The organism is Massilia sp. (assembly GCF_032106685.1).
GTDB lineage: Bacteria > Pseudomonadota > Gammaproteobacteria > Burkholderiales > Burkholderiaceae_D > Telluria.
Genome location: NZ_DAMCPG010000038.1, coordinates 34,337 through 59,918, shown reverse-complemented (window position 1 = coordinate 59,918; position 25,582 = coordinate 34,337). Strand labels below are relative to the sequence as shown.

The following is a 25,582-nucleotide window of genomic DNA, read 5'->3' as shown; positions in this document are numbered from 1 at the left end:
ACCCATTACCGGCGCTTCCTGATGCCGACCGTGCGCGGCTCGGACGAGGGCAGCAAGAAGCGCTACGCCGGCCTGGTGTCGACGCCCGGCGGCGGCGAGGAGATGGTCTACAAGGGCCTGGAAACGGTGCGCACCGACTGGACGCCGCTGGCCCAGCAGTTCCAGCAGGCGCTCTACCTGCGCGTGTTCAAGGGCGAGCCGTACGAGGACTACGTGCGCGACTACGTGGCGCGCACCCTGCGCGGCGAGCATGACCACCTGCTGGTCTACCGCAAGCGCCTGCGCCGCGCGCTCGAGGAGTACGAGCGCAACGTGCCGCCGCACGTGCGCGCCGCGCGCATGGCGGACGAATTCCACCTGCGCCAGGGACGGCCGGCGATCTACCGCAACGGCGGCTGGATCCGCTACGTGATGACCCTGGCCGGCCCGGAACCGCTGGAGGCGCGCAGGTCGGGCATCGACTACGAGCACTACCTCACGCGCCAGCTCGAGCCGATCGCCGACGCCATCCTGCCCTTCCTGGGCGACAGTTTCGGGCGGCTCACCAGCCGCCAGGGGGCGCTCTTCTGATCAGGCGGCGTGCGCCGTGCCGGCGCCATGCTCGCCCAGGATGCGTCCGAGCTGATCGAGGTTGGCGGGCTTCACCAGGTGGTGGTCGAAGCCGGCGCCCTTCGACAGCGTGAAGTCGTGCGCCTGGCCATAGCCGGTGAGGGCGACCAGCAGCGCGCCGCGGCTTGCCGGAGATTGGCGCAGGCGCCGCGCCAGCTCGTAGCCGTCGATGCGCGGCAGGCCGATATCGAGGATATACACTTCGCAGGGCTGCGGAGCCGGCGCCGCGTGCGCCGCCAGCAAGGCCTCGGCGTCGTCGAACAGGGCCACCGCGTGGCCCTGCGCCTCGAGCGCGGCGGCCAGCGAGGCGCCGGCGTCGCGGTTGTCGTCGACCACGGCGATGCGCAGCGGGCGCGCGGCGGCCGCCGGGGCCGCTTGCCCGGAACAGGCGCCAGCGGCGGCATCGGCCGGCATGGCGATGGTCGGCAGCGACATCGTGAAGGTGCTGCCCTGGCCCTGGCCGCGGCTGTCGGCGCTCACCGCGCCGCCGTGCAGCTGGGCAATGCTCTTGACCAGGGTCAGGCCGACGCCGAGTCCGCCCTGGGCGCGGTCCGGCGTGCGCTCGCCCTGGGTGAACAGGTCGAACACCTGGGGCAGCAGGGCCGGCGCGATGCCGCTGCCGTTGTCCTGTACCGAAATGACGGCCTGGCCGCCGTGCACGGCCAGGCCCAGGCGCACGCTGCCGTGCTGCTGGGTGTACTTGGCGGCGTTGTTCAGCAGGTTCGACACCGCCTGCACCAGGCGCGTGCGGTCGCCGTCGACGTGGACCGGGCCGGCGGGCAGGACCACGTCCAGGTCGTGGTGGCGCGCCTCGACCAGGGGCCGCACCTGCTCGACGGCGGCATCGAGCACCGCGCGCAGTTCGAGCGGCGCGCGTTCCATCTGCACCAGCCCGCGGGTCACGCGCGAGACGTCGAGCAGGTCGTCGACCAGCTCGGTCATGTGGCGCACCTGGCGCTCGATGATCTCGCCCGCGCGCTGGGCATAGGCCGGGTCGCCCTGGCGCAGGCGCAGCACCTGGGCCGCGGTGCTGATCGGCGCCAGCGGGTTGCGCAGCTCGTGGGCCAGCATGGCCAGGAAGTCGTCCTTGCGCTGGTTCGCCATGCGCAGCGCGTTTTCCGCCAGCTTCTGGTCGTGGATGTCGGTGCAGGTGCCCATCCAGCGCACGATGACGCCGTCCTCGTCGCGCACCGGCATGGCGCGTCCCAGCACCCAGCGGTAGTCGCCGCAGCGCTCGCGCAGGCGGTACTGGATCTCGTACGCCTCGCCGGTGGCCAGGCTGTGGCGCCAGGCGGCCCAGGCCGGCTCGCGGTCCTCGGGATGGAACATGCCGGCCCAGTGGACGCCGTCGGTGCTGCCGGGAACCATGCCGGTGAACTCGTACCAGCGCTCGTTGTAGTAGTCGTGGTAGCCGTCGGGCAGGGTCGACCACACCATCTGCGGCATCGCGTTGGCGATGGTGCGGAACATCGCTTCGCTGGCGGCGAGCGCGACGTCGCTGCGCAGGCGCGAGCTGGCGGTGTGGGCGCGTTCGGCCACTTCGCGCATCAGGGCCAGGTCCTGGGGCGACCAGTCGCGCGGCGCGGCGGCATTCAGGAACACCATGGCGACCAGCTGCTCGTCTTCCAGCACCGGCACGTTGACAAAGGCGGCCGCGCCCAGCGCGGCCAGGGCATCGGCGGAGGCGGCGGTGCGGGCATCGAGGTGGACGTCGCGCACCAGCACCGGCATGCCGCGCCGCAGCTCGTCGATGAAGCCGCCGAACTGGCGCAGGTCGAGGGCGCCGGCCATGCTCTCGACACCCTCGGCGCACCAGTCGCGCTCGATGTGCAGGGTGTCGCCGGCGGCGCCGACCACGCCGAAGCCGGCCCGGCTCGCGCCCAGGGTCTCGCCGAGGATGCGCCCGGCGCACAGGCCGATCTCCTCGGGCGAGCGCAGGTCGCGCAGGGCGTCGGTCAGGCGCGCCAGCGCGTCGCGCCGGATCTCGCTCTGCACGCGGTCGGTGACGTCCGAGCCGAGCACCAGCACGCCGCCGACCTGGCCGTCCCTGGCGCGCACCGGCTGGAACACGTAGTCGATGTAGCGGTCGAGGACCGGCGCATCCGGCCCCGCCTGCATCGCATATCTCGCGCCGGTGGCGGTAATCGGCGCGCCGGTGCGGTAGACCTGGTCGAGCATGTCGACGTAGCCCTGGGCGGCCACGTCGCCGAGCACCTCGGCCATTGGATGGCCGAGCACGGCGCGATGGCCGATCAGGCGCAGGTAGCCCGGGTTGACGAACTCGAAGCGGTGCTCGGGGCCGCGCAGGAGCGCCATGAACATCGGGGCTTCCTGGAACAGCTCCGCGAACTGGCGCCTGCTCTGGTAATCCTGGTCGTCGGTGTCGGCCATGGTGGTCGGATGGTCGTTGCGATATCGTGGGGTGGTCGGGCTGCTTCCCCATGGCCAGGCCCGGGAAGCCGTGCATCATACCGCGTCGGCGCCGGTCGCGTGCGACTTCGAGGGCGGCGGGCCATTACAATGGAGCATTCAACCACAAGCGGAGTGGGCAACCATGGAATGGCTTTCCGATCCGAATATCTGGGTGGGCTTCCTGACCCTGGTCGTGCTCGAGATCGTCCTCGGCATCGACAACCTGATCTTCATTGCCATCCTGGCCGAAAAGCTGCCGCCGCACCAGCGCGACAAGGCCCGCCTGCTGGGCCTGACGCTGGCCATGCTGATGCGCCTGGGCCTGCTCACCATGATTTCCTGGATCGTGTCGCTGACCGCGCCGCTGTTCTCGGTCGGCAGCCTGGATTTCTCGGGACGCGACCTGATCCTGCTGCTCGGCGGCCTGTTTCTATTGGGCAAGGCGACGATGGAGCTGCACGAGCGCGTCGAAGGCAAGACGCACGCCCATGCCGGTCCGGTCGAGTACGCGTCCTTCGGCGTCGTCGTGGCGCAGATCATCGCGCTCGACGCCGTGTTCTCGCTCGATTCGGTGATCACCGCGGTCGGCATGGTCGATTCGCTGGGCGTCATGATGGCGGCCGTGGTGGTGTCGATGGGCGTGATGCTGTTTGCCTCCAAGCCGCTGACCCGCTTCGTGAACGCCCACCCGACCGTCGTCGTGCTGTGCCTGAGCTTCCTCCTGATGATCGGCCTGTCGCTGATCGCCGAGGGCTTCGGCTTCCACATTCCGAAGAGCTACCTGTACGCGGCGATCGGTTTCTCGGTGATGATCGAGGCCCTGAACCAGCTGGCGCGGCGTAATTTCGCGAAACAGGAGTCCCACATCCCGCTGCGCGAACGCACCGCCGACGCCGTGCTGCGCCTGCTCGGCGCCAAGGGCGGCGAGGCCGCCGCGGCCGCGGGGGCGGCTTCCGCACCGGACACCGCCTTCGTGCCGGAGGAGCGCAACATGGTCAGCGGCGTGCTGAGCCTGTCGCAACGCTCGATCCGCTCGATCATGACCAACCGCGCCGACATCTCCTGGATCGACATGGAGGCCGACGCCGCCACCATCCGCACCCAGCTGCTCGACACCCCGCACGGCTTCTTCCCGGTCTGCCGGGGAGAACTCGACGAAATCGTCGGCGTGGCGCGCGCCAAGGACCTGATGGCCGACCTGACCCATGCCGGCCGCATCGACCCGGCCCACGTGCGCCCGCCCATCATCGTGCCGGATGCGAGCGGCGTGCTGAAGGTGATGGAAACCCTGAAGCGCTCGCACGGCCAGGTGGTGCTGATCGCGGACGAGTACGGCACCATCCAGGGCCTGGTCACGCCGATCGACATCCTGGAAGCGATCGCCGGCGAATTCCCCGACGAGGACGAGCTGCCCGTGGTACGCGAGGAAGGACCGGGCCGCTGGCGGGTGGACGGCAGCGCCGACCTGCACTACCTGCAGCAGGTGCTGGGCACCGATGCGCTGGTCAGCGAGAACGACGAGTACACCTCGCTGGCCGGCTTCATGCTCGAACAGTTCGGCACCTTGCCCGAGGTGGGGCAGGCGGTGGAACTGGACAGGCTGCGCTACGAGGTGGCCGAAGTGCTGGACCGGCGCATCGCGACCGTGCTGGTGACCCGGATTGCGCCGGCCGAGCGGCCGGCGCGGGCGTCCTGAGCGGCGTCCGGCTACTCCTGATGCCGTTCAGCCGTAGGGTAGGCACGCAGTGCCCACCCTACGGCTGCCCCGGCCACTTGTTTCCTTACTCCTCGTCGCCCGCGTTCGGGTCCGGCTCTTCGCTGCCGCCGGCGGGCGCGCCCGTATCCAGGCGCGGCAGCGGCGCCAGCGCCGGGCCTTCCAGCACCTTGCCCGCGCAATCGAAGCGGCTGCCGTGGCATTCGCAGTCCCAGCTGGTCTCGGCGCCGTTCCACTTCAGCGCGCAGCCCATGTGGGTGCACTTGCCCGAGACGACGTGCAGCGCGCCCTCGGGCGAGCGGTACACCGCCACCGGCTGGCCCTGCAGTTCGAGCTGGCGGCTCTCGCCGGGCTTCACACCGTCCAGCTGGGCGCGGGCGGCGGCGCCGTCCAGGCGCAGCGGTGCCGGGCTCGGCGCCCGCGTCGATGCCTGCTCGAAGCCTTCCGGGCGTTGGCCCCGGTCGATGCGGCCGACCCGGTACAGGTCGCGCCAGGGATTCTCGCGCCCGAGGATGTCGTCGGCCAGCAGCATGGCCGCCAGGGTGCCGTAGGTCAGGCCGTCGCCCGAGAAACCGGTGGCGATGTACGTATTCTTCGCATCGATGTTCCGGCCGATGCATGGCAGCTTGTCCGGCATGCGGTAGCGCTGGGCCGACCAGCGGTACTCGACCGGGCCGAGCGTGAAGTGCGCGCGCGCGAAGCGCTCCAGCAGGTCGAAGCGCTCGCCGCCGACGACTGTCTTGCCGAGCCGATGGGCGGCGCCGACCACGACCAGGTAGTCGCGCCCGTGGGCCGTGAACGTGCGGATCGAATGGCGCTCGGCGCCGATGCGCCAGTACACGCCGGGCGCCGGCGGCTCCCCGTGCAGCGGCGCGGCCACGCCGTATTCGCGCACCACGTCCATCGAGGACTGCACCAGGTGGATGCCGGCCGGGGTGTGGGTCGCCAGGATCACCTGCTTGCAATGGACCCTGGCGTGGGCGGTGTGCACCAGCGGCGGCTCGTCGTCCACCGCCAGCACCTCGGTGTTCTCGAAGATCAGGCAATCCTCGCTGCCGATGGCCTGCGCCAGCTGGCGCACGTAGGCCAGCGGCTGGAACTGGGCCGCGCCCTCCACGCGCAGGGTGCGCACGCCGGGCACGGGCAGCGGCGCGCCGTCGAGCAGGGATGCCTCCAGGCCGGCCGCCGTGGCGGCGGCATGCTCGTCGCGCACCAGCTGCTCGTGGGCGGCGTCGGCGGCGATCAGGTGCCAGCCGACGCGCTCGAACGCGCAGTCGAGGCCAAGGCGCTCGACGGTGCGCGCGACCAGGTCGATCGCGGCGCCGCGCGAGGCCGCCACTGCGGCGGTAGCCCCCGGCCCGTGTTCGGCGGCGATCGCCTGCAGGTTGACGTCCACCGTCGGATACAGGTTGCCCGTCGAGTTGCCGGTGGAGCAGGCGCCGAGCTTGCGCGCCTCGAACACGGCGACCCGCTTGCCGGCCTCGACCAGCAGCATGGCGGCCGTCAGGCCGGCGATGCCGCCGCCGACGATGGCGACGTCGACCTGGAGGTCGGTCTGCAGGGTCGGCAGGCAGGCGCTCTTGGCGGCCGTGCCCTGCCAGAGGGACGAGGTATCCATTGCGGTCCCCGCGCCTAGACCGGGATGGTCGAGGTGCCGCCGGCCGCCGAGCCGTAGTCCTGCAGGCGCTTGAAGGGCAGGCGGCGCTCGTTAAGGGCGGCCAGGATCGCGCCCAGCTGCTCCTCGTTCGGCGCGATGTAGACGACCAGCTGCTCGACCTCGTCCTCCCAGTAGGGGGCGTAGGGCACGTCGGTCTCGGTCATGACCTTGGCCTTGAAGCTGCCGTCCTGCAGTTCGGCGAACAGGGTGACGCGAACGTCGGGGTTGGTGCTGTTGTTGACGGTGAGATCCATGACGCTCCAATGGTAAATGAGATGAAAAACGCCCGCCTGCCGCGGCGGGCCGGTCCGTCTCGATCTTCGCTCCAATCCGGGTTCGGTGGCGCAGCTTTGCCGGTCGACAAATCCCTGCGGGCCGCCGCGGCAGCGTCCAGGCGCAGCGGCTAACGTGCGCGCCCCCTGCTGTCGAAGTGCTAAGTTCGTCGGCGCGTTGTTCGCCCGGGGCCGGGCGGTCCGCCACCATTTCACTTGACAGGAGCTCGCCATGCCACAGGGAGACAAGTCGTCCTACACCGACAAGCAGAAGCGCCAGGCCAAGCACATCGAGGAAAGCTACGAGAAGCGCGGCACGCCGCCGGCCGAGGCCAAGCGCCGCGCCTGGGCCACGGAAAACAAGATGTCCGGCGGCGGCAAGAAGCACTGAGGGGCGCGGCAACGTAATTCCGTTCGCCGCGCCGAGCGGGTGCAGCCATTACAGGCTCAGGGCGTTGTCGCGCAGGTACTCGTCGAGCACGTGCACCGAGGGCGATCCGGCCGCCAGCCCGACGTAGGTGTCGGGACGCAGCAGGTAGACGGCGTTGTGGGCCAGGCCCGCGTGCGCGCAGCGCTCGCTCCACGGATAGCTGCGCAGCAGCACGCGGTGGGCGTCGCACCAGGCCTGGATCTCGGGCCTGGCGTGGCCGTACACGTGCATTTGCCAGGCGGGCAGGGGCAGCGCGGCGAAATTGTCCCCGCCCTCGAACGCGACCCAGGGCAGGCGGTCGCCGCCGCGGATCCTGCCCGCCGCGCCGCTGTTCAGCGGCGCATGGCGGTAGTGCAGCAGGGTCTGCGAGATCGTGCGGAACAGGTATTCGCGCGTCACCGGCAGCTTTGCGATCAGCGGCATGATGCGCGGCGCCAGGCCGGTGCGCACGACCTCGGCGACCGGACCGTTCGCGCTGAGGAAACCGAACACGCGGTCGGTGGTGTCCACCAGGCGCCGCGCGAAGGGCAGGCGCTCGGCCTCGTAGCTGTCGAGCAGCAGGTCGGGCGCGCGGCCCTGCAGCACCGCGGCCAGCTTCCAGGCCAGGTTGATGGCGTCGCCGATGCCGGTGTTCATGCCCTGGCCGCCGGCCGGGCTGTGGATGTGGCCGGCGTCGCCGACGAGGAAGGCGCGCCCGCGACGGAAATGCCCGGCGACCCGGTGGTGCACGTGGTAGGTCGAGAACCAGTTGAGCTTGTGCACGCTGATCAGGAGGTTGTCGATGGCGCGCTGGCTGACGTCGGAAAACTGCAGGGTGTCCGCGCGCTGCGCGCGCTCGTCGCGCACCGTGCCGACCAGCCGCCCGTGTCCGCCCGGCCCCATGGCGAACACCGCCAGCAGGTCGGCTTCGTCCAGGTCGAGGTTGAGTTCGCCGTTCAGGGCCGGGCTCTCGCCCTCGATGTCGGCGACGTAGAACACCTGGCGGTAGCTGCCGCCCGGGAAATCGACGTCGATCAGCTTGCGCACCGTCGAGTGCGCGCCGTCGCAGCCGGCGATGTAGCGGGCCTCGACCCGTTCGCGCCCGCCGTGGACGCCGCGCAGCTGGGCCACGATGCCGTCGCCGTCTTCCTCGAAAGCCTCGAGCGTGCATTCGCGCTCGACCCGCACGCCGGCCGCTTCCAGGCGCTCGACCAGCAGGCGCTCGTGCCTGTCCTGCGGATAGATCTGGAGGAAGGGGTAGGGCGTGAGTCCGGCGCCGATCGCGCCGAGCTCGATGCGCGCGCGGTGCTCGCCCTCGGTCCAGATGTTGAAGGCCTCGATCGGGTAGCCCTGTTCGATCACGGGCGTGGCCAGGTCGAGCCCGCGGTAGAGTTCCAGCGTGCGCGCCTGGACCACCAGGGCGCGCGAGGTGGTGCCGGGACCTGGCGTGGTGTCGACGATGCGCACGCCGACGCCCATGCGGTTCAGCCACAGCGCGAGCACCAGGCCGCTGGGGCCGGCGCCGACGATCAGGACCTGGGTTTGCGACATCGCACGCCTCCATCGGGGCAAGCAGGACAGGAGCAGCGCCGGGTACGCGGCGCGATTGCCGGCAGAGACCGGCCGCCGGCGCAACGGGCGCCATGATGACGAGGTTAGACATGTTACGCCCGCCGGTCGGTTCCCGCAGCATGACTGGCGCGCCGCAATGGGCATGCCGAACGAGCGGGGCGGGGCGTGTGGCGGCGCCGTGCTATCGTGGCGCCAGGCCGGCGCAACCGGAAAAGGAAAGGAGAAACAGGTGAGCGCAGATCCAACGACAACACCTGGCACGCAGGCCGGGCCTGGCATCGCCCGCATCGGCATCCTGACCGGCGGCGGCGACGCGCCCGGCCTGAACGCCGTCATCCGTTCGACCGTCCTGGCCGCCGGCCGGCTGGGCTGGGAATGCCACGGCATCCGCGACGGCTTCAACGGCCTGCTGGCGCCGGAAACCTGCGCCGGCGAACCGGTGCGGCGACTCGGCGAGGAAGACGTGCATGCGATCGGCCACCTCGGCGGCACGATTCTCGGCAGCACCAACCGCGGCAGTCCCCTGCGCTATCCGACGCTCCAGCCCGACGGCAGCCTGCGCGAGACCGACCGCACGCGCGAGGTCGTGCAGCGCTGCCGCGAGCGCGGGCTGGACGCCCTGGTCGTGGTTGGCGGCGACGGCTCGATGGGCATCGCCGAGGCGCTGCACCGGCAGGGCCTGCCCGTGGTCGGGGTGCCGAAGACCATCGACAACGACCTGGCCCACACCTTCTCCACCTTCGGCTTCGACAGCGCCGTCGGGTTCGCCACCGAATGCATCGACCGCCTGCACACCACCGCCCACAGCCAGCACCGGGTGATGGTGGTCGAGGTCATGGGCCGCTATGCCGGCTGGATCGCGCTCCACGCGGGCATCGCCGGCGGCGCCCATGCGATCCTGGTGCCGGAAATCCCGTATCGGATCGAGGCGCTGGCCGAGGCCGTGCGCCGGCGCGACGCCGCCGGCCACCATCACTCGGTGGTGGTGGTGGCGGAAGGCGCGGCGCCCGCGGCCGGCGCGCGCCGGGTCAGGGCGGCGGCGGAACCGGGCCGCGCCGAGCGCCTGGGCGGGATCGGCGCCGAGGTCGAGGCCGCGCTGGCAGGGGCGACCGGCAAGGAATGCCGCACCGTCGTGCTCGGCCACCTGCTGCGCGGCGGCAGTCCCTCGGCCTTCGACCGCGTCTGCGCCTCGCGCTTCGGGGCGGCGGCGGTGCGGGCGCTGGCCGGCGGGCATGCCGGCGTCATGGTCGCGCTGGGCTGGCAAACGATCGAACTCGTGCCGCTGGACGAGGTTGCCGGGCGCACCAAAGGGGTGCCGGTCGACGGCGATACGGTCGCCACCGCACGCGAACTGGGCATCTGCCTGGGCGACTGACCGCGAGCGGACGGCGCGGGTGCACGAATTTCGTGCAATTCATTAACATTTCGATACTTTTGTAATCCCTGTCTTACACCCTTGGAGCACGCGTGCCGATTCTCCGCACCAAGTTCAGTCTGGATAATTATGGTAATTATTCAACAAGATTGGACATGCATTCCATGACGAGCTCGATCGTTACCGATGTTCCTGAATTCGCCCACGCCGCGGCCGTTCCGACCCCGGCGGCCACGCCTGCCAAGGACCTGTATTTCGCGCTGCTGGCCGACCCGCTCGGCAACAGCCGCGCCGCCGAGGACTTCCTGCGCGCCCAGATCGCCAGCGTACAGGCGATTCCGGCCGACCTGCCGCCGACCCTGGCCCAGCTGCCCGGCTGGGTCCAGGCCCGCACCGACGCGGTCGGCGCCGAATACCGCGACTACCTCGACGCGCGCAAGGCAGGCGCGCCGCGCCGATATTTCGGCAACCGCTCGCATGCGCTGAACTTCCTGAAAACGGTCGCGCCGACCAAGCTGGTCGACGGCGCCTGGCTCTACGGCCTGCTGCGCCACTGGGACAACCCGGACTACCACCCCCTGATCAAGACCTATCTCGAGGAGCTCGGCGAGGGTGCGCCAAGCAAGAACCACGTCACCATCTACCGCAAGCTGCTCGCCACCCACGGCTGCGAGGGCTGGGAACACCTGGGCGAGCGCCATTTCCTGCAAGGGGCGATCCAGCTCGCGCTCGGCCACAACGCCGATCGCTTCCTGCCCGAGGTCATCGGCTACAACCTGGGCTACGAGCAGCTGCCGCTGCACCTCCTGATCACCTCGTACGAGCTGAACGAGTTCGGCATCGACCCGTATTACTTCACGCTGCACGTCACGGTCGACAACGCCGCCAGCGGCCACGCCCAGAAGGCGGTCCAGGCGCTGAACGACCTGATGCCGCGCGTGGGCGACCGCGCCGCCTTCTACCGCCGCGTGATCGACGGTTATCGCCTGAACGAGCTGGGCGCCGGCACCACCGCGGTGATCGCCGAGTTCGACCTGCAGGACGAGCTGGTCGACATCCTGGCCCAGAAGAGCGTGGTCGGCAAGAACATGCACTCGGATTACTGCCGCGTCGCCGGCCGCTCGGTGAACGACTGGCTGGCCCAGCCCGAACAGATCCCGGGCTTCCTGTCGGCACTGGAGAGCGCCGGCTGGATCAAGCGCGGCGAGGACGTCGAGAACAGCCGCTTCTGGCGCCTGATCCACGGCGAGCGCGCCGAGATGTTCGGCGTCTTCAGCGCCTACGAGCAGCAGGTGCTGCGCGACTGGATCGCGACCGGCCCGAGCGGCAACGGCACGGCGAAGGAGGGCCGCATGCTGACCCACCGCGCGCGCCAGCGCACGTTGGACAACCTCGGCCAGCACCTCGACCGCAGCAGCAGCTATCCCGAGCGCGGCCTGATCCGCCGCCGCGCGGCCCGCGCGACCGAGAACGACACCGAAAGCGACAACGAGCTCGGCCTGCTCGAGCAGCGCGTGGCGAGCGCCGCCGGCAAGCAGGAAGCGATGCAGCTGCTGGGCGAACTGATGTCGCCGGCCCACCACCACGGTGCGGCGGGCCTGATGGCGACCCGCATGTACACCAAGCTGCTCGAGATCTGAGACGCGCATTTGCGCTTCGCATCCCGCCTCGCAAGCAGTTCCGGACAGCCGGTGCGCCCTGGCCAGCGCAGCGGCTGTCCACGCATGACCGCCACATAAAACAACGATACAAAGAACCAAAGAACGATAGGGAAATTCTCGTGCACATCCTCGAACAACGCTTCCTGCGTGGACCCAACCTCCACGCCGACACCCCCTGCCTGCTTTCCGTCATCGACCTGGAGGACCTGTACGGCGTCTCCTCGAAGGACATCCCCGGCTTCAACGATGCGCTGTTGAACCTGCTGCCCTCGCTGCACGGCCAACTGCTGCCCACCGGCCAGCCCGGCGGCTTCGCCCAGCGCCTGCGCGCCGGCACCTACCTGGCGCGCGTGGTCGAGCACGTGACGCTGACCCTGCAGTCGATGGCCGGCCCGACGGTCGGCTACGGCCGCACCCGTCCGGCCAGCGGACGCCCGGGCCAGTTCCGCATCGTGGTCCAGTACCAGATCGAAAAGCTGGCCGAGCCGGCCTTCCAGCTCGCGGTCGACCTGGTCACGGCGCTGGCCCACGGCGAGGAGTTCGACGTCGCGCCCCGGCTGCAGGAGCTGCGCGGGCTCGGCGCGCGCTATGCGATCGGCACCAGCACCGCCGCCGTGCTCGCCGCCGCCCACGAGCGCGGCATCCCGACCCAGCGCATCACCGAGGACGCCAACCTGTTCCAGCTCGGCTGGGGCGCGCGCCAGAAGCGCCTGCAGGCGACCACCACCGGCGACACCAGCTACGTGGCGGTGAAGATCGCCAGCGACAAGCAGCTGACCAAGGCCCTGCTGCAGGAAGCGGGCGTGCCGGTGCCGGAAGGCGCGACCGTGACTTCGGTCGAGGAAGCCCAGCGCGTGGCGCGCCGCCTGCGCGTCCCGGTCACGGTCAAGCCGCTGGACGGCAACCAGGGCAAGGGCGTGACCACCAACTGCGCCACGCCGGAAGAGGTGGCGCGCGCCTACGAGTTCGCGCGCAACTACGGCCGCCGCATCATCGTCGAGCGCTTCGTCGAAGGGCGCGACTACCGCGTGCTGGTGGCCGGCGGGCGCATCGCGGCGGCCTCGTTCCGCCGTCCGGCCCACGTGCTCGGCGACGGCGTCAGCACCATCGTCGAGCTGGTCGAGATCGAGAACCGCAATCCCGCGCGCGGCAATGGCCACAGCAACGTCCTGACCCGCATCGCGCTCGACGCCCACGCCGAGGACATGCTGCGCCGCCAGGGTTACACGCCGGACGCGGTGCCGCCGCCGGGCGCCTGCGTCGAACTGCGCAGCAACGCCAACCTGTCCACCGGCGGCACCGCCGAGGACGTGACCGACCTGCTGCCCGAATCGACCCGCCAGCTGTGCGTGCGCGCGGCAAGCAAGATCGGCCTGGACGTGGCCGGCATCGACATCGTCTGCCGCGACATCGCGTTGCCGCTGGACGAGCAGGGCGGCGCCGTCATCGAGGTCAACGCCGCGCCCGGCATCCGCATGCACCAGCACCCGAGCAAGGGCGAACCGCGCGACGCCGGCGAGGCCATCATCGACGGCCTGATGGGCGACTCGAACGGCCGCATCCCGTTGGTGGCGGTCACCGGCACCAACGGCAAGACCACCACCACCCTGATGATCGCCCATGCCGCGCGCGTGGCCGGCCTGGGCACCGGGGTGACCACCACCGAGGGCGTGTTCGTCAACGGCAAGCGCCTGGTGAAGGGCGACTGCACCGGCTACTGGTCGGCGCGCACCGTGCTGTCGGCGCCGGACGTCGATTTCGCGGTGCTCGAAACCGCGCGCGGCGGCATCCTCAAGCGCGGCCTGGCCTTCGACCAGTGCGACGTCGGCGTGGTCCTGAACGTCTCGCCGGACCACCTGGGCCTGGACGGCGTCGACACCATCGAGGACCTGGCCCAGGTCAAGGCGGTGGTGGCGGCATCGAGCTCGCGCGCGGTCGTGCTCAACGCCGAGGATGCGCTCTGCGTGTCCATGGTGCGGCGCGCCAGGCCGGGCGCGGAAGTGCTGTTCTTCTCGATGGAGGCCGAGAACCCGGTGCTGCTCAAGCACCTGGAGGACGGCGGACGGGGCGCCTATTTCCAGGACAACGCCATCGTCCTGGCCGACGGCATGCGCCAGCAGGAACTGATGCGCGTCGAGAGCATGCCCTCCACCTATGGCGGCCGGGCGCGCTACAACATCGCCAACGCCCTCGCGGCGGCTGCCGCGCTGATGGCCTCCGGCTTCTCGCACATGCAGATCGCCGCCGGCCTGTCGACCTTCGTCTCGGACGGCAAGACCAACCCGCTGCGCACCAACGTGTTCGACGTGCGCGGGGTCACGGTGATCGTCGACTACGCCCACAACGCGGCCGCCTACGCCGCCCTGGCCGAGATGGCGCGCGCCCTGCTGCCGGGGCAACTGGTGGGCATCGTCACCGCCCCGGGCGACCGCCGCGACAGCGACCTGGTCCAGATCGGCGAGATCTGCGGCGAGCGCTTCGACGAACTGGTGGTCTACGAATCGCAGAGCCGCGGCCGGCCGGTGGGCGGCGCGGTCGACCTGATACTGGAAGGCGCCGAGAACGTGGTCGGGCCGTCGGACACCCTGCACCGCGAGATCGAGGTCGACAAGGCGATCCGCCTCGGCCTGTCGCTGTGCAGCCCGGGGGACGTGCTGGTGTTTGCCTGCGGGTCCTCGCTGCAGGTGTTCATCGATGCGCTGCGGGTGGACGACCCGGAGAGCGCGGACCGGATCGAGGCGCAGGCGGCGTAACGGTTCGGTAAAGGTTCGATTGGAATGGCCCCGGTGATCGGGGCCATTTTTTTTCACTGGCGGAAACGCCAGGGTGTTGACAAGTACGACCGCGTGGGTACAAGTACCCACCCTACAAAGGCGTCGCACCGTAGGGTGGACACCCGTGTCCACGCTGTTTCACGGCCGGCAACGTGGCGCCCCGGCCGCGAGCCTGCGCTTGCGTAGGGTGGGTACTTGTACCCACGCGGTCTGACGGCATGAAACCCGGCGCCCAGCCGCGAGCCCGGAATAAAAAAGCGGCCCCGCAGGGCCGCCTCCACTCTCACATCAATACTTATACCGCTTCCGCCGCGATCCGCTGCGCAAGCTCCGGCCGGGTCGGCCGCAGCGCCTCGCTCAGCTCGGAAATCGAGGAGCCGCAGCCGAATACCAGCACGTCGCCCTGCTGGCACAGGGCCAGCCCCGCGCGGATGGCCTGGTGCACGTCCAGCTCGCACTGCAGGCGGTCGGCGGCGATGCGGCCCAGGCGCGCGCCCTGGACCAGCAGGGCGGCGACCTCGCCGGTCTTGCGGCCGCGGTTCTCGGTCTCGTACACCACCAGTTCGTCGAAGCCGGCGGCGCAGGTGCGGCCGATGTCGACCAGGTCGGCGTCGCGCCGGTCGCCCGGCGCGGCGACCACGCCGACAACCCGGCCCGGCGTCATGGCGCGCGCGGTCTCGGCCAGCGCGGCGTAGGCGGCGCAGTTGTGGGCGTAGTCGACGATCACGGTCACGCCGTCGACGTCGAACAGGTTCGAGCGCAGGGGGTTGTGCTTGCTGTCGGAGACGAAGCTGCGCAGGCCGGCCGCGATCTCCGGGTTGCCGAAGCCGCTGGCGGCCAGCGCCGCCGTCGCCGCCAGGGCATTGGCGATGTTGTAGCGCGCGCAGCCGCCGAGCGACACCGGCATCTCGCGCACGTCGAGCAGGGCCTCGTGGCGCGCGCCGGTGGCCAGCACCAGGGTGGTGTCTTCCAGGTAGACGCCGCGCCCGCCCGATTCGAGGTGGCGCAGCAGGACCGGATTGTCCGCGTCCAGCGCGAAGTACAGCACCTCGACGTTGTCCCGCAGGTCCTTGGCCATCGTCACGCAATAGTCGTCCTCGGCGTTGAGCACCACGGCGCGCGAGGCGCGCTGGGCGACCACGGCTTTCACCCTGGCCAGGTCCTCGATGGTGTCGACGCCGTCCAGGCCCAGGTGGTCGCTCGAGACGTTCAGCACCACCGAGACGTCGCAACGGTCGTAGGCCAGGCCGCGTTTGAGGATGCCGCCGCGCGCCGTTTCCAGCACCGCGAAGTCGACTTCCGGCGAGGTCAGGACCGCGCGCGCCGAGCGGTAGCCCGTGCAGTCGCCGGCCATGATGCGCCGGCCGTCGATGTAGACGCCTTCGGTGGTGGTCAGGCCGGTGCGCTGGCCGGTCAGGCGGGCCGCATGGGCGATCAGGAGCGAGGTCGTGGTCTTGCCGTTGGTGCCGGTCACGGCGACGGTCGGGATGCGGCCGTCGTCCTGGCCGAACAGGGCCTCGACGATGGCGGCGCCGGCGTCGCGCGGGGTGCCGCGGCTCGGGTACTGGTGCATGCGGATGCCGGGCGCGGCGTTCACCTCGATGATGCCGCCGTTCTGCTCGCGCAGCGGCTGCGCGATGTCGCGGCAGATGATGTCGATGCCGGCCACGTCCAGGCCGATGGTGCGCGCGGCGCGGATGCAGATGTCGCGGGTTTCCTCCGGAAGAGAATCGGTCACATCCTCGGCGGTGCCGCCGGTGGACAGGTTGGCGTTGCCGCGCAGGTCGACGCCGACGCCGCTCGGCAGCACCGAGTCGAAGCCGTAGCCCTGCCTGGCGAGGATGGCTTCGGCCAGGGCGTCCATCGGGATCTTCGTGAGGATGTTGGTGTGGCCTTCGCCGCGCGCCGGGTTGCGGTTCTCGATCTCGACCAGCTCGCGCACGGTGGAATGGCCGTCGCCCGTCACGCCGGGCGGACGGCGCCAGGAAGCGGCGGCGACACGGTCGCCGGTGACCAGCACGCGGTAGTCGCGGCCTTCCAGGTATTCCTCGACGATCACGTGGCGGCTGTACTTGCGCGCGTGTTCGAAGGCGCGCTCGACTTCCTCGGGCGTGGTGCAGACGGTGGTGACGCCCTTGCCCTGGTTGGCGTCGAGCGGCTTGATGGTGGCCGGGCCGGACAGGCGGCGCGCGACGCGCTGGGCTTCGTCGAGGCGGGTGACGGTGGCGCCGTCCGGCACCGGGCAGCCGGCCTGCTCGAGCAGGGCCTTGGTCAGCTGCTTGTCGCTGGCGATGCCGACCGCGATCGAATTGGTGGCGCCGGTGATGGTCGCCTGCAGGCGCTTCTGGCGGCTGCCCCAGCCCAGCTGGAACAGGTTGGCCTCGTCGGTGATGCGCAGCGACGGAATGCCGCGGCGCTCGGCGGCCGACACCACGGCGCCGGTGCTGGTGCCGATCGCATAGTCTTCGGCGGTCTCGTGCAGTTCGGTGACGGCGGCGGCGACGTCGAAGTCCTCGCCGCGCTGCAGGGCGGCGACCAGGTCCAGCGCCACGCCCAGGGCCTGGCCCGCGACCTGTTCGGTGCGGTAGCCGCAGACGGCGCGGCGCGCGCCGGGCTTACGCGGAACTTCCATGGTCTGGCTGAAGGCGCCAGGCGCGCCCGCCAGGCGCTGCAGTTCCATCACGACCGCTTCGACCGCATCGGCCGGCGAAGCGAGTGCGGCGAGGCGCGCCGAGGCCTCGGGCGACAGTCCGGGCAGGAGGGCGACCAGGCGCGAAGCCAGGCCGGGCGCGGGCTCGGCGCCGGCGCTGTCGACAACGGCCATCAGGCACGGGGTTGCGCTGTACAGGTTGGGGCCGCGCAGGAAGCGTTTTTCGATGATTCTCATGAGATCGGGTTCCGTTTCGTCACATTTTCCAAAAAATCTTGCAGCGAGCGCGGCAGCGGCTTCGCGTTCGTGTCGCCTTCCTCGGGCAGGTAGTAGCGGCTGCCGGCGGGCAGAAGGTGCAGGCGCACGTCGATCAGCTCCGGCGTCGCGTGTTCGCGGATGTCGGCCATGTTGGTGTTCATCGTGCGGCCGTCGACCACCGTGACCGAGCCTTCGCCCAGCACCTCGATGCCGCGGCCGCGCTCGACCACCAGGGCCGTGTCCTCGTCGATGCCGATGCCCATCAGGTAGGGGTTCTGGGCCACCACCGACAGCAGGCGCGCCAGGCGCTGGCGCTCCGAGAAGTGCTGGTCGATCACGACCTTGTGCAGGAAGCCCAGGCCTGCGCCGAGGCTGACCGCGCCTTTTTCCGGCAGCAGGTCGGTCTTGCCCTGGGCCAGCATGTGGCCCGACATGGCCGAGGCGCCGGCGCTGGTGCCGCCGATGCAGGCGCCGCGCACCTTCAGCGCCGTGTGCATCTCGGCGTCCAGCGTGGTGCCGCCGATGATGGCGAGCAGGCGCTTCTGGTCGCCGCCAGTCATGAAGATGCCGTCGGCCTCGGCCACCATGCGCACTTTCTCTTCGTCGTTCGCGTCCTGGCGCGATTCCAGCGACAGGTGGGTGCACTGCCGGACCCCGAGGTCGCCGAAGGCCTTGTCGTAGACTTCCCACATCTCGTCGGCGACCTTGCTGGCGGCCGTGATCACGACGATGCGGGCGTTTTCTCCGCCGGACAGTTCGACGAAGCGGGTCAGGATTTCCTTGTCGTGCCTGCGGTCCTCGTGGCCGCCGATGATGACGAGGTGGCCGTGCGACGCGGTGCGATGCGGTTCGGTTTTCATTTATTCTTCGATCCTTGCGGTGGGCATGTTCTTGTTGGCGCAAGCGCCAGCCTCGTGGCGGCTGACGGCGATCAGGCCGACGTCGACGTCCTTGTCGAACAAGGCGATGCCGCGTTGCAGCGCCTGCTGCAGCGGCATGCCTTCCTCGATCCAGCCATAGACGGCGCGCGCCAGCATGTGGCGCACGATGTGTTCGCCGATGCCGGTGGCGGCGACCGCACCGGCCGTGCCGGCGTAGAAGCCGGCGCCGACGATGGCGGTGTCGCCCACGCGGCCGAGCAGGGAAGGGGAGGAGCCGCCGGTCGAGCCGGCCACGGCGAAGTGGCCGTCGGGCGCGCGCACCACGGCGCCGACGGTGTCGCAGGACTTCGAGGCCGGCAGCTGCAGCGGCGTCTTGTAGTTCCAGAAGCGTTCGAACAGGCGGTTGTCGATGCCGGGCATGACCGGCACCGAGCCGGCCAGTTCCTCGAGCAGCTTGCGGTGCTTCTCGCGCTGGCGTTCGAGGATGGGGCGCGAGGGCGGCAGGCCGATGGCGCGCGCGAAGCGCTCGGCGCCTTCGCCGGCCAGCAGCACGTGCGGGGTGTCGGCCACGGCGCGCGCCAGGACGACCGGGTTGCGCACGTTGCGCACGGTGGCGACCGCGCCCAGGCGTCCGCGCGTGTCCATGATCGAGGCGTCCATTTCGATGGTGGCGCCGTCCAGGCCGAGCACCGAGCCGGTGCCGGCGTTGAAGCGTTCGTCTTCCTCGAACACCGTGACGGCGGCGACCGCCGCGTCGAGCGGGTCGCCGGTCTCGCGGAACTTGTCGTGTCCGCCGCGGGCGGCGCGTGCGCAGCCGTCGGTGTACGCCAGCGGTTCGCCGACGCCACCGTGCGTCACGATGGCAAAGCCCTGCGGCTTGTGATTCTTCTGCATCTTCCCCTCTTTATTGTCGCCTTTGCGCATGTGACGCGTGGCATAGTTAATTGAGGATTATGCAAAACGGGATAGAAAATCCCTATCGGTTGCACAGCCGTGCGGATGTAAGAAGAAACTTACATCGAAGACAACTTTTTCAGCGGCTCCGGCCCGAGCCCGCGCGCATGGCCTGCTTCAGTTCCTGGGCCACCTGCAGGCGCGTCGCTTCCGACACGTAGGCGCCGACCGCCACCTGGGCGCCGTGCGACTCGAGATGGATCAGCTTGCGGGTGCGCGGCTCGGGCGGCAGCACGCGCAGCCAGGTGGGATCGAGCCGGATCACCTCGCGCCGGCCGGCATCGATGCGTTCGATCAGGAGGCAATGCTCGGTGAGGGCGATGGTCTCGACGTCGAGGGCATGGCGCGCGTAGTGCAGCAGCGCCAGGCCGACGGCCGTCATCTCCACCAGGGCGAAGCCGAACACCATCCAGAAGCCCTGCAGCAGGAAGACGAAGGCAACGACGAAGGAAGCCCCGCAGAGCAGGGCGTAGGCGGCCAGCGACTGGCGCGGCGTCAGCGAGCAGTTGCGCTTGAGCGTCCAGTGGCGGGCCATGGCGTTCAGCTCCTTGCCGGCGCGCGGGCCGGCCGCGCGCGGCGGCAGGCGGGGCGTGGCAAGCGGCGGGCGGATGCGGCGGTCATGATGGGTCCTCCGGTTGCCTCGATTATAGGCAGGACGGGCTCGATGGCGGCGCAGGGCTAGCGCGTGTCCGCCGTGCAACGCTTGCGCGCCCCGGTTCGCCGCTTGGGCCCGCTTGCCTGCCAGGTCTGATAGAATACCGCCCCTTCCAAAGAAAGACAGACATGACGAACGCATGCGGCGTCGACTTCGGCACCTCGAATTCCACGGTGGGCTGGGTCGGCACGGGAACCCAGCAAACAGCGGCGCAACGCACGCTGCTCGCCCTCGAGGACGGCAAGCCGACCCTGCCCTCGGTGGTTTTCTTCAATGCCGACGACGAGGAAGTGCGCTACGGCCGCGCGGCCCTGGCGGACTACCTGTCCGGCTACGAAGGCCGCCTGATGCGCTCGCTCAAGAGCCTGCTCGGCACCAGCCTGATGGACGGCCAGACCGAAGTGGCGGGGCGCGCCTTGCCCTTCCGCGTGCTGCTGGCCCAGTTCATCGGCGAGGTCAAGCGCCGTGCCGAGCGGCAGGCCGGACGCGCCTTCGACAGCGCCGTGTTCGGCCGCCCGGTGTTCTTCATCGACGACAACCGCGCCGCCGACCAGCTGGCCGAGGACACCCTGGCCGAGGTGGCGAGGAGCGTGGGGTTCAAGGAGATCGCCTTCCAGTACGAGCCGATCGCCGCCGCCTTCGACTACGAGTCGCAGATCGACCGCGAGGAACTGGTCCTGATCGCCGACATCGGCGGCGGCACCTCGGACTTCTCGCTGGTGCGCCTGGGGCCAGGCCGCGCCGGCCGCAAGGAGCGCCGCGACGACATCCTGGCCACCGGCGGCGTGCACATCGGCGGCACCGACTTCGACAAGTACCTCAGCCTCGCGGCCGTGATGCCGCTGCTCGGCTACGGCAGCTTGCTGCGCTCGGGCGCCGACATCCCGTCGAGCTATTATTTCAACCTGGCGACCTGGCACACGATCAACCAGGCGTATACGAGGAAGAGCATCGCCCAGCTGGCCGACCTGGTGCGCGACGCGCGCGAGCCGGCCAAGCTGCAGCGCCTGCAGCACCTGATCGACGAGCGCGCCGGCCACTGGCTGGCGATGCAGGTCGAGGGCGCCAAGATCGGTTTGTCCGATCACGACACGGTCGCCCTGGAACTCGAGCGTCTTTCGCCGCCCGAGACCCTGGCCGTTCAACGGGTGCAGTTCGAGGCGGCGATCGGCGGCCTGCTCGACAACATCGACGCCACCGTCCTGCGCTTGCTGGACGATGCCGGGGTGGCGCCGGAGGCGGTCGACACCGTGTTCTTCACCGGCGGTTCGAGCGGCGTCGGCCTGCTGCGCGCGCGCGTCAAAGCGCTGGTGCCGGGGGCGCGCGCGGTCGAGGGCGACCTGTTCGGCAGCATCGGCGCCGGCCTGGCGCTCGACGCGCTGCGCAAATTCGGTTAACAGGAACGGACAAGGACAGACCATGCACATCTTCGAACGCCCCATCGTGATGCTCGACTTCGAGACCACCGGCCTGTCGCCGGCCATGGGCGACCGCATCACCGAGGTCGCGGCCCTGCGCATCGAGGGCGGCCGCATCACCGAACGCTACGTCTCGCTGGTCAACTGCGGCGTGCGCATTCCGTCCTTCATCACCGGGCTGACCGGGATTACCCAGGAGATGGTCGACACCGCGCCGCCGGCGTCCAGGGTGGTGCCCGAGCTGCTCGACTTCATCGGCGCCGACACGCTGTCGGCCCACAACGCCAGCTTCGACGAGAAATTCCTGCTGGCCGAAAGCGCGCGCCTGGACCGGGCCTGCGCTCACGCCGCCCTGGTGTGCTCGCTCAAGCTGTCGCGCCGCGTCTTCCCCGGCATGGCCAGCTACAAGCTGGGCCAGCTCTCGCGCCAGCTCGGCATCGCCTTTCGCAGCGCCGCCCACCGCGCCGAGGCCGACGCCGAGGTGGCGGCCGAGGTCCTGATCCATATCGGCCGCCACCTCGGTTCGTCCTACGGCTTGCCCCAGGTCGCGCCGGACCTGCTGGTCAGCCTGAACCGCCTGGCCGCGGCCAAGGTGCCGGGCTGGCTGGATAAATACGCGGCCGAAAAAAAAGCCACTCAAGCTGACTGATCGCATTACAATGCCGGCACCATGACGCGCCGCTGTATTGTCCATGTGCTGCTCTCGCTGCTCCTGCTGGCATCCCAGCAGCTGGCGTTCGCGCATGCGATGTCGCACTGGACCGGGCGCCTGGTCTACGCCCCGGTCGCCGCCGGCGAAGACCGCGAGCTGGCCAAGGCGCTGGCCCAGGACCAGAGCTGCAACCAGTGCCTGGCCCTGGCCCAGCTGGCGTCCCCCGTCGGCAGTACCGTGCGCCAGTTCGTGGCGCCGGACCTGCGCACCGAGCTGGCCGCGTCAAGCGTCATGCGCGGGGCCGCGCCGCGCACGGTCTGCGCCTTCCGTTCGCGCGCGCCGCCTTCCTTCGTCTAGAGATTTCCGACCCCACCGGATCGTCCGCCTCGGCGGATGCCGTCCGTCCATCTCCATTCGAACCGGAAGAACACGATGTCAAAGAATACCGTTCTGTCGGCGGCGATCGCTGCCGCCTTTGCCTTGCCCCTGTCCGCCCATGCCGCGCCTGTCGACGCCAAGGAGCTCGAGGCAATCCGCGAACAGATCCGCCAGATGAAACAATCCTACGAGGCGCGCCTGCAGGCGCTCGAACAGCGCCTGCAGGATGCCCAGGCCGCCGTGGCCGAGGCCCAGAATGCGGCCGCCGCGGCGCAGCAGCAGGCAGCTGCCGCTGCGCCCGCTCCTACGCCTGCGCAGGCACCGGCCGGCGAGCAAGCTGCGGCGCCGCAACTCGCCGCGGCCGCCCCGGTTGCCCCGGTTGCCCCAGCCGCCAGCGGCGGCGTCGCCCAACGCAGCGACAGTTTTAACCCCAGCAGTTTCAACCCCAGCATCGGCCTGGTCCTCGGCGGCACCTGGAACAACCTGCAGCGCGATCCCGAAACCTGGCGCCTGGGCGGCTTCATGCCGCCCGACGGCGAGGTCGGTCCGGGCAGCCGCAGCTTCAACCTGGGCGAATCCGAGCTGACCATGTCGGCCAACATCGACCCGACCTTCGCCGGCCAGGTCACCTTCGCGCTGAGCGGCGAGAACGAGGTCGAGGTCGAGGAAGCCTATGTCCGCACCCGCGAGCTGGGCGGCGGCATCAACGGCAAGGCCGGCCGCTTCCTGTCCGGCGTCGGCTACCTGAACGGCCTGCACAGCCACACCTGGGACTTCGCCGACGCGCCGCTGGCCTACCAGGCCTTCTTCGGCGGCCAATACAAGCTTGATGGCGTCCAGGCGCGCTGGCTGGCGCCGCTGAACACCTTCCTCGAACTCGGCCTGGAGCTGGGCAACGGCCATGCCTTCCCGGGCAACGACCGCAACAAGAACGGCGTCGGCGCGACCAGCGTGTTCGCCCACGTCGGCGACGACATCGGCGACTCGTCGAGCTGGCGCGCGGGGCTGTCCTACCTGCGCACGCGCGCCGTCGACCGCGCATGGGACGAGGAGGGCATCGTCAACGCCTTCTCCGGCCGCTCGACGATGTGGGTGGCGGACGCCGTGTACAAGTGGGCGCCGAACGGCAACCCGACCCAGCGCAACTTCAAGCTGCAGGGCGAATACATGCGCCGCAAGGAAAGCGGCAGCCTGGCTTCGGGCGAACTGGCCGACGCGTTTGCCAGCACCCAGTCCGGCTGGTACCTGCAAGGCGTCTACCAGTTCATGCCGAACTGGCGCGCCGGCCTGCGCCACGACCGCCTGTCCTCGGGCACGCCGTACATCGGCCTGGTGGAAAGCGGGGCCCTGGGCCTGGACGCCTTTCCGTCGCTGGCCAGCTACGCACCGAAACGCACCAGCGTGATGGTCGACTACAGCCCGTCCGAGTTCTCGCGCCTGCGCCTGCAGTTCGCGCGCGACGAAGCCCGGCCCGGCGTCGGCGACAACCAGCTCTACCTTCAGTACATCATGAGCCTGGGCGCCCACGCGGCGCACGCGTTCTAAGGAGAAGCACATGAAATTCCATCCTTCCATCCTGTTGGCGGGCTGCGCGTTGGCCTTCGCCGCCATCGTTCCGGCCCAGGCGGCCATCAACGTCCTCACCTGCGAACCGGAGTGGCAGGCCCTTACCCAGGAGCTGGGCGGCGACAAGGTCAATGTCTCGAGCGCGACCAATGCGCTGCAGGACCCGCACCGGGTCGAGGCCCGTCCCGGCCTGATCGCCCGCACCCGCAACGCCGACCTGCTGGTCTGCACCGGCCTCGACCTGGAGGCGGGCTGGCTGCCGCTGCTGGTCCAGCAGTCGGGTAATGCGAAGATCGCGCGCGGCCAGCCGGGCTTCTTCGAGGCCGGCACTTTCGTTCCGCGCCTGGACATCCCGAACCGCCTGGACCGCGCCGAGGGCGACGTGCATGCCTACGGCAATCCGCACGTGCACCTGAACCCGCACAACATCGCCCTGGTCAGCGCCCAGCTGGCCAAGCGCCTGGCGGCGATCGACCCGGCCAACGCGGCCTTCTACGCCGCGCGCCAGACCGACTTCAGCGCGCGCTGGGCGACAGCCATGCGCAAGTGGGAAGCGCAGGCGGCGCCGCTGCGCGGCGTGACCGTGGTCGAGCACCACCGCAACATGGAGTACCTGCTCTCCTGGCTCGGCATGCGCCAGGTCGGCTCCCTGGAGCCGAAGCCGGGCGTCGAGCCGAGCGCGGCCCAGCTGGGCCAGCTGCTGGCCCAACTGAAGACGCAGCCGGCGAAGATGGTGCTGCGCGCGGCCTACCAGGACGAGCGCGCCTCGCAGTGGCTGTCGCAGCGCGCCGGCATCCCGGCGGTGGTGATTCCCTACACGGTCGGCGCCGACGCCCAGAGCCGCGACCTGTTCGCGCTGTTCGACACCACGGTGCAACGCCTGGCGGAAGCGGTGAAGTAAGTGGAGAACGTCGACTTCCTGATCGTCCTCCCGGCCTTCCTGGCGGGCATCCTGGTACTGGCCACCCACATCCCGCTCGGCGCTCAGGTGCTCAAGCGCGGGATCGTCTTCATCGACCTGGCGATTGCCCAGATCGCCGCGCTCGGCGTGATCATCGCCAGCGCGCTCGACATGGACCCGCATGGCTGGACCATGCAGGCCGCCGCCGGCGTCGCCGCCGTGCTGGGCGCCTTGCTGCTGACCTGGACCGAAAGGCGCTGGCCCGACGTGCAGGAAGCGCAGATCGGCGTGCTGTTCGTGCTGGCCGCCACCGCCGGCCTGCTGCTGGTCGCCCACAACCCGCACGGCGGCGAACACCTGCAGGACCTGCTGGCCGGGCAGATCCTGTGGGTAAGCTACGACCAGCTGGTGATGCCGGCGGCCGGCGCGGTGCTGATCCTGGCGCTGCTGGCGCTGCTGCGCAACCGTCTTGGGCGGCTCGGCTTCTACCTGGTGTTCGCGCTGGCGGTGACGGCTTCGGTCCAGCTGGTCGGGGTCTACCTGGTGTTCGCCAGCCTGATCGTGCCGAGCCTGGCCGTGCGCCATTACCGCGAGGCGCGCAAGCTGCCCTTCGCCTACCTGATCGGCGTCGGCGGCTACGCCGCCGGGCTGGTGCTGTCGGTGCTGCTCGACCTGCCGTCGGGCGCGCTGATCGTCTGGTGCCTGGCGCTGCTGGCGATGCTCGTGTACGCCCTCGGCCCGCGCCGCCCGGCCCTCGCCTGAGCGCGCGTCGCGCCTCCCGGCCAGCCCGCCGCGCGCCTGCCCGGCGGGCTTT

At 70.2% G+C, this 25,582-nt stretch carries 20 protein-coding genes; 12 read left to right on the top strand and 8 right to left on the bottom strand.

From position 1 onward, the window contains the following. A partial coding sequence (locus RT688_RS18475) for a DNA polymerase domain-containing protein (protein ID WP_313706311.1) occupies positions 1 to 570 on the top strand: 570 nt, incomplete at its 5' end. Here RT688_RS18475 and RT688_RS18470 read toward each other — a convergent pair. Next, positions 571 to 3,000: an ATP-binding protein gene (locus RT688_RS18470; protein WP_313706310.1), complete on the bottom strand. Its 2,430-nt coding sequence runs from the start codon at positions 2,998 to 3,000 to the stop codon at positions 571 to 573. 163 nt (positions 3,001 to 3,163) lie between these two features. On the opposite strand from RT688_RS18470, the gene RT688_RS18465 reads away from it, so the two are divergent. Continuing rightward, a complete protein-coding gene (locus tag RT688_RS18465; protein WP_313706309.1) occupies positions 3,164 to 4,717 on the top strand; it encodes a TerC family protein in 1,554 nt (517 codons plus the stop codon). 85 nt (positions 4,718 to 4,802) lie between these two features. Here the strand turns inward: RT688_RS18465 and RT688_RS18460 are convergent, their stop codons facing one another. Then, positions 4,803 to 6,353 carry an FAD-dependent oxidoreductase gene (locus RT688_RS18460; RefSeq protein ID WP_313706308.1) on the bottom strand — a complete coding sequence of 517 codons (1,551 nt, stop codon included), beginning with the start codon at positions 6,351 to 6,353 and terminating at the stop codon, positions 4,803 to 4,805. A gap of 14 nt (positions 6,354 to 6,367) precedes the next feature. Further along, positions 6,368 to 6,646: a hypothetical protein gene (locus tag RT688_RS18455; protein ID WP_313706307.1), complete on the bottom strand. Its 279-nt coding sequence runs from the start codon at positions 6,644 to 6,646 to the stop codon at positions 6,368 to 6,370. Between the two features lie 250 nt (positions 6,647 to 6,896). Here RT688_RS18455 and RT688_RS18450 point away from each other — a divergent pair, with 250 nt between their 5' ends. After that, positions 6,897 to 7,055, top strand: coding sequence for a hypothetical protein (locus tag RT688_RS18450; RefSeq protein WP_313706306.1), 159 nt, complete (start codon positions 6,897 to 6,899; stop codon positions 7,053 to 7,055). 48 nt (positions 7,056 to 7,103) lie between these two features. Here RT688_RS18450 and RT688_RS18445 read toward each other — a convergent pair whose 3' ends face one another. Beyond that, complete coding sequence (locus RT688_RS18445; RefSeq protein WP_313706305.1) at positions 7,104 to 8,624, bottom strand: FAD-dependent monooxygenase; 1,521 nt, start codon at positions 8,622 to 8,624, stop codon at positions 7,104 to 7,106. 250 nt (positions 8,625 to 8,874) lie between these two features. Here RT688_RS18445 and RT688_RS18440 point away from each other — a divergent pair, with 250 nt between their 5' ends. The 3 genes from RT688_RS18440 (at position 8,875) to cphA (RT688_RS18430) (ending at position 14,434) form a co-directional block, all read left to right on the top strand. Then, entirely contained in the window at positions 8,875 to 10,020 is a 1,146-nt protein-coding gene (locus tag RT688_RS18440; protein WP_313706304.1) for an ATP-dependent 6-phosphofructokinase, read from the top strand. Positions 10,021 to 10,175: 155 nt separating this feature from the next. Then, positions 10,176 to 11,660, top strand: coding sequence for an iron-containing redox enzyme family protein (locus RT688_RS18435; protein WP_313706303.1), 1,485 nt, complete (start codon positions 10,176 to 10,178; stop codon positions 11,658 to 11,660). A 140-nt stretch (positions 11,661 to 11,800) separates the two neighbouring features. Then, the gene (gene cphA / locus RT688_RS18430; RefSeq protein ID WP_313706302.1) at positions 11,801 to 14,434 is read left to right on the top strand and encodes a cyanophycin synthetase; all 2,634 of its coding nucleotides are present in this window, start codon (positions 11,801 to 11,803) and stop codon (positions 14,432 to 14,434) included. A gap of 316 nt (positions 14,435 to 14,750) precedes the next feature. On the opposite strand, the gene cphA (RT688_RS18425) is transcribed toward cphA (RT688_RS18430), so the two are convergent. The 4 genes from cphA (RT688_RS18425) to RT688_RS18410 form a co-directional block, all read right to left on the bottom strand. Beyond that, the gene (cphA, locus tag RT688_RS18425) at positions 14,751 to 17,342 is read right to left on the bottom strand and encodes a cyanophycin synthetase (RefSeq protein WP_313706301.1); all 2,592 of its coding nucleotides are present in this window, start codon (positions 17,340 to 17,342) and stop codon (positions 14,751 to 14,753) included. After that, entirely contained in the window at positions 17,339 to 18,223 is an 885-nt protein-coding gene (locus RT688_RS18420) for a cyanophycinase (protein ID WP_313706300.1), read from the bottom strand. Before RT688_RS18420 ends, cphA (RT688_RS18425) begins: the two co-directional genes overlap by 4 nt. Beyond that, positions 18,224 to 19,138 (bottom strand): isoaspartyl peptidase/L-asparaginase, encoded by a 915-nt coding sequence (locus RT688_RS18415; protein ID WP_313706299.1) that lies wholly within the window; start codon positions 19,136 to 19,138, stop codon positions 18,224 to 18,226. Positions 19,139 to 19,277: 139 nt separating this feature from the next. Next, complete coding sequence (locus tag RT688_RS18410; RefSeq protein ID WP_313706298.1) at positions 19,278 to 19,733, bottom strand: DUF2244 domain-containing protein; 456 nt, start codon at positions 19,731 to 19,733, stop codon at positions 19,278 to 19,280. A gap of 248 nt (positions 19,734 to 19,981) precedes the next feature. Here RT688_RS18410 and RT688_RS18405 point away from each other — a divergent pair, with 248 nt between their 5' ends. The 6 genes from RT688_RS18405 (at position 19,982) to RT688_RS18380 (ending at position 25,530) form a co-directional block, all read left to right on the top strand. Continuing rightward, positions 19,982 to 21,250 (top strand): Hsp70 family protein, encoded by a 1,269-nt coding sequence (locus RT688_RS18405; RefSeq protein ID WP_313706297.1) that lies wholly within the window; start codon positions 19,982 to 19,984, stop codon positions 21,248 to 21,250. Positions 21,251 to 21,272: 22 nt separating this feature from the next. Next, complete coding sequence (locus RT688_RS18400) at positions 21,273 to 21,920, top strand: 3'-5' exonuclease (RefSeq protein ID WP_313706296.1); 648 nt, start codon at positions 21,273 to 21,275, stop codon at positions 21,918 to 21,920. Between the two features lie 21 nt (positions 21,921 to 21,941). After that, the gene (locus RT688_RS18395) at positions 21,942 to 22,280 is read left to right on the top strand and encodes a hypothetical protein (RefSeq protein ID WP_313706295.1); all 339 of its coding nucleotides are present in this window, start codon (positions 21,942 to 21,944) and stop codon (positions 22,278 to 22,280) included. A gap of 75 nt (positions 22,281 to 22,355) precedes the next feature. Next, on the top strand, positions 22,356 to 23,846 hold the full coding sequence (locus RT688_RS18390; RefSeq protein ID WP_313706294.1) for a hypothetical protein: 1,491 nt from the start codon (positions 22,356 to 22,358) through the stop codon (positions 23,844 to 23,846). Between the two features lie 10 nt (positions 23,847 to 23,856). Next, the gene (locus tag RT688_RS18385) at positions 23,857 to 24,768 is read left to right on the top strand and encodes a metal ABC transporter substrate-binding protein (protein WP_313706293.1); all 912 of its coding nucleotides are present in this window, start codon (positions 23,857 to 23,859) and stop codon (positions 24,766 to 24,768) included. Beyond that, the gene (locus RT688_RS18380; protein WP_313706292.1) at positions 24,769 to 25,530 is read left to right on the top strand and encodes a metal ABC transporter permease; all 762 of its coding nucleotides are present in this window, start codon (positions 24,769 to 24,771) and stop codon (positions 25,528 to 25,530) included. Positions 25,531 to 25,582 lie beyond the last annotated feature (52 nt).

Coding starts and splice junctions, on each gene's coding strand:
- RT688_RS18470 (WP_313706310.1), bottom strand. CDS start 3,000: ATGGCCGACACCGACGACCAGGATTACCAGAGCAGGCGCCAGTTCGCG.
- RT688_RS18465 (WP_313706309.1), top strand. CDS start 3,164: ATGGAATGGCTTTCCGATCCGAATATCTGGGTGGGCTTCCTGACCCTG.
- RT688_RS18460 (WP_313706308.1), bottom strand. CDS start 6,353: ATGGATACCTCGTCCCTCTGGCAGGGCACGGCCGCCAAGAGCGCCTGC.
- RT688_RS18455 (WP_313706307.1), bottom strand. CDS start 6,646: ATGGATCTCACCGTCAACAACAGCACCAACCCCGACGTTCGCGTCACC.
- RT688_RS18450 (WP_313706306.1), top strand. CDS start 6,897: ATGCCACAGGGAGACAAGTCGTCCTACACCGACAAGCAGAAGCGCCAG.
- RT688_RS18445 (WP_313706305.1), bottom strand. CDS start 8,624: ATGTCGCAAACCCAGGTCCTGATCGTCGGCGCCGGCCCCAGCGGCCTG.
- RT688_RS18435 (WP_313706303.1), top strand. CDS start 10,176: ATGCATTCCATGACGAGCTCGATCGTTACCGATGTTCCTGAATTCGCC.
- cphA (WP_313706301.1), bottom strand. CDS start 17,342: ATGAGAATCATCGAAAAACGCTTCCTGCGCGGCCCCAACCTGTACAGC.
- RT688_RS18420 (WP_313706300.1), bottom strand. CDS start 18,223: ATGAAAACCGAACCGCATCGCACCGCGTCGCACGGCCACCTCGTCATC.
- RT688_RS18415 (WP_313706299.1), bottom strand. CDS start 19,138: ATGCAGAAGAATCACAAGCCGCAGGGCTTTGCCATCGTGACGCACGGT.
- RT688_RS18410 (WP_313706298.1), bottom strand. CDS start 19,733: ATGGCCCGCCACTGGACGCTCAAGCGCAACTGCTCGCTGACGCCGCGC.
- RT688_RS18405 (WP_313706297.1), top strand. CDS start 19,982: ATGACGAACGCATGCGGCGTCGACTTCGGCACCTCGAATTCCACGGTG.
- RT688_RS18400 (WP_313706296.1), top strand. CDS start 21,273: ATGCACATCTTCGAACGCCCCATCGTGATGCTCGACTTCGAGACCACC.
- RT688_RS18395 (WP_313706295.1), top strand. CDS start 21,942: ATGACGCGCCGCTGTATTGTCCATGTGCTGCTCTCGCTGCTCCTGCTG.
- RT688_RS18390 (WP_313706294.1), top strand. CDS start 22,356: ATGTCAAAGAATACCGTTCTGTCGGCGGCGATCGCTGCCGCCTTTGCC.
- RT688_RS18385 (WP_313706293.1), top strand. CDS start 23,857: ATGAAATTCCATCCTTCCATCCTGTTGGCGGGCTGCGCGTTGGCCTTC.